This window comes from Microcoleus sp. Aus8_D2, from assembly GCF_036702665.1.
GTDB lineage: Bacteria > Cyanobacteriota > Cyanobacteriia > Cyanobacteriales > Microcoleaceae > Microcoleus.
On the sequence record NZ_JAUBUN010000069.1, the window covers coordinates 10,631 to 13,750 of the forward strand.

Sequence of the window (3,120 nt, forward strand, 5' to 3'; positions counted from 1 at the left end):
TATGGAGATGCTGTCACGATTGCCAACAATCCGATTCTTTCCGGTAGTGGCGTTACTTTCAATAATACTGTGGACGGCACCAGCGATTTGACTGTGAATGGCGGTAGCGGTAATATTACATTCAAAAGTGCAGTTGGGGCTGCAAGCGCGATCGGCAAATTAACAGCTAATTCTACAGGAACAACCGCATTCAATCAAACAGTCAATTCTGCCAGCGTCACCACCAATTCCGGCGGCACAACTCAAGTCAAGGGCAATGTCACTACAACCGGCCCTCAAACCTATGGAGATGCTGTCACGATTGCCAACAATCCGATTCTTTCCGGTAGTGGCGTTACTTTCAATAATACTGTGGACGGCACCAGCGATTTGACTGTGAATGGCGGTAGCGGTAATGTTACCTTCAAAAGTGCGATCGGCGAAACAACTCCTCTCACAAGTTTAACTGCAAACAGCAAGATATCTTTAGGTGGCAATGTCACCACAACCGGCAGTCAAACTTATGTAGATGCAGTTACAATTGCCAACAATCCCATTCTCAAAGGTAGTGGCGTTACTTTCAACAAGACTGTTGACGTAGCTGGCAATCTCGGTATTGCTGCTGACAATGTTAATCTCAAAGGAATTGTCACAACCACCAATGACGGCACGCTCACAATTACCAATCAGGTTAATCTCAATATTGAGCAAAACCTGAATTTAGACGGTGCATTTATTCAAAAAGGCGCGGGAAATGTTGCCCTGAGCGGAAATATCGCTACCACCAATGATCGCATCAGTTTTAACGGCCCGGTGACCTTGAAATCTCCTGTAAGTTTTACGCTGGGAGATGCAACTATTGCTTTCGGTTCGACTTTATCGGCAGGAAGTAACCCCCTGACTTTAACAGCAGGTGAAATAGATTTTTCCGGTAAGGTTTCTGGTACGGGCGCGCTAACGCTGCAACCTGCAAAGGCAGGACAAAATATTGTGGTTGGCGGCACTGACAACAATACTAGCGCTTTTGATTTGACGGCATCGGAAATTAATTTGATTCAAAAGGGATTTAGCTCGATCGAGATCGGGCGATGGAATGGCAGCGGCAATATTACTATTCCTAATAATCTAACTTTTTCGGCTCCGGTCACTATTCAAACGGGAACTGGTACGATCGCACTGAACGCAAATATTACCGGAAAAGACAACAGCAGTCTTACTCTTAACGGCAAAGTCCAACTCGGCAGTGATGTCGCTCTCAATAGTGGCGAGGGTAATGTTAGTATTGCAGGTGCGATCGACGGCAATCAGCGCTTGAACATCAATGCTACTAAAGGCAATGTGCTGCTGCAAGGAGATATCGGAAAAACAACGCCACTTGCAGGTTTGAATGTTACTGCCTTAAATACTAATTTAGGTGGCAATGTTACTACTAATCAGGGCAATATCAATATTAACGGTGGGATCGGGTTGACGAAAGATGCGATCTTGATCGCGGGTGGGGGGAATATTGCCTTGTCCGGTGCGATCGACAGTATTGATGCGGCCCGGAACCTAAATCTGGATGCAGGTAGTGGCAGCATCACTTTCAGCGCACCCGTCGGCGCTACCAGACAGTTAGCAAATGTTGCGATCAAAAACGCTGGCGATGTGACAGCAAACTCGACAATTAACGCGCAAAGCTTGCAAGTAAATAGCGCGGGAAATATCAATTTGTTGGGAAATGTCACTGCTTCAAATTCAGGAAATGGAGGGACGATCGCACTTAATGGTCCAGCAGGCACAGTGAATGCTAGAGATTTGAATACGGTGGGAAATACGGGCGGGAACATCACTGTTAAAGCTTTAAATTCAATTACGGCGGGAAAAATTAACTCCTTCGGTACCGTCGGAAATGGCGGCAATGTGTTGTTAGATCCGATCGGCGATATTCAAGTAGAGTCGATTAATACCCAAGGCGGTACTGGCGGCACCGGTGGCGATGTCTCTATTTCAGCGACGGGGGGATTTTTCCGCGCTACGGGTGCTTTTTCAACCCCACTTTCGCCGACGGGATTTGCGAGCATTTCTACTGCTGGCGGTGCCGGTGGTGGCACAATTACAATTCGGCACGCCGGGGGAGATGGCGGGCCGCCGATTCAAAAGTTTGTCGTCGGAGATGCTACTACCAACGGTACGGCGGCTGCAATTACCACGGGACAATCTAGCATTACATCGCAGTCGTTTCGGCGTTCTAATAATGTGGGTAATATTGCGTTGTTGACTGACAATGGGATCGATCCGATGCCAATAATTCCCCCAACAATTCCCTCACAAACTCCGCCGACAACGGGCAACATTCCACCAATAATCCCGCAGACAACGGAAAGCATTCCGCAGACAATCCCGCAGACAACGGGCAACATTCCGCAGACAATCCCGCAGACAATCCCGCAGACAACGGGCAACATTCCACCAACAATCCCGCAGACAATCCCGCAGACAACGGGCAACATTCCACCAACAATTCCGCAGACAATCCCGCAGACAACGGGCAACATTCTGCCGACAATCCCGCAGACAATCCCGCAGACAACGGGCAACATTCCGCCAACAATTCCGCAGACAATCCCGCAGACAACGGGCAACATTCCGCCAACAATTCCGCAGACAACGGAAAGCATTCCACCAACAATCCCGCAAATAATCCCGCAGACAACGGCAGGGATTTCGCCCACAACCCCGCAAATAATTCCGCAGACAACGGATACTATTCCGCAAATCAATCAGCAAATAATTCCGCAGACAACGGAAAGGATTTCGCCCACAACCCCGCAAATAATTCCGCAGACAACGGCAAGGATTTCGCCCACAACCCCGCAAATAATTCCGCAGACAACGGATACTATTCCGCAAATCAATCAGCAAATAACGCCCACAATTCCGCCGATTGTTGGGCTGACACCGCCGCCGGATTCAGTAGCAGTAACTTCGATCGGCTTTAACCCATCGCTGCCCCGGATAACCACCCCAGCAGCTACAACCGCACCCGCAGCTACAACCGCACCAACAGCTACAACCGCACCCGCAGCTACAACCGCACCCGCAGCTACAACCGCACCCGCAGCTACAACCGCACCCGCAGCTACAACCGCACCCGCAGCT

The 3,120-nt window shown here is 49.4% G+C and carries 1 protein-coding gene; it reads left to right on the forward strand.

All coding sequences use genetic code 11. From position 1 onward, the window contains the following. Nucleotides 1-3,120, forward strand: a 3,120-nt coding sequence (locus QUB64_RS31195; RefSeq protein WP_442921734.1) for a beta strand repeat-containing protein, incomplete at both ends; no start/stop codon positions are given.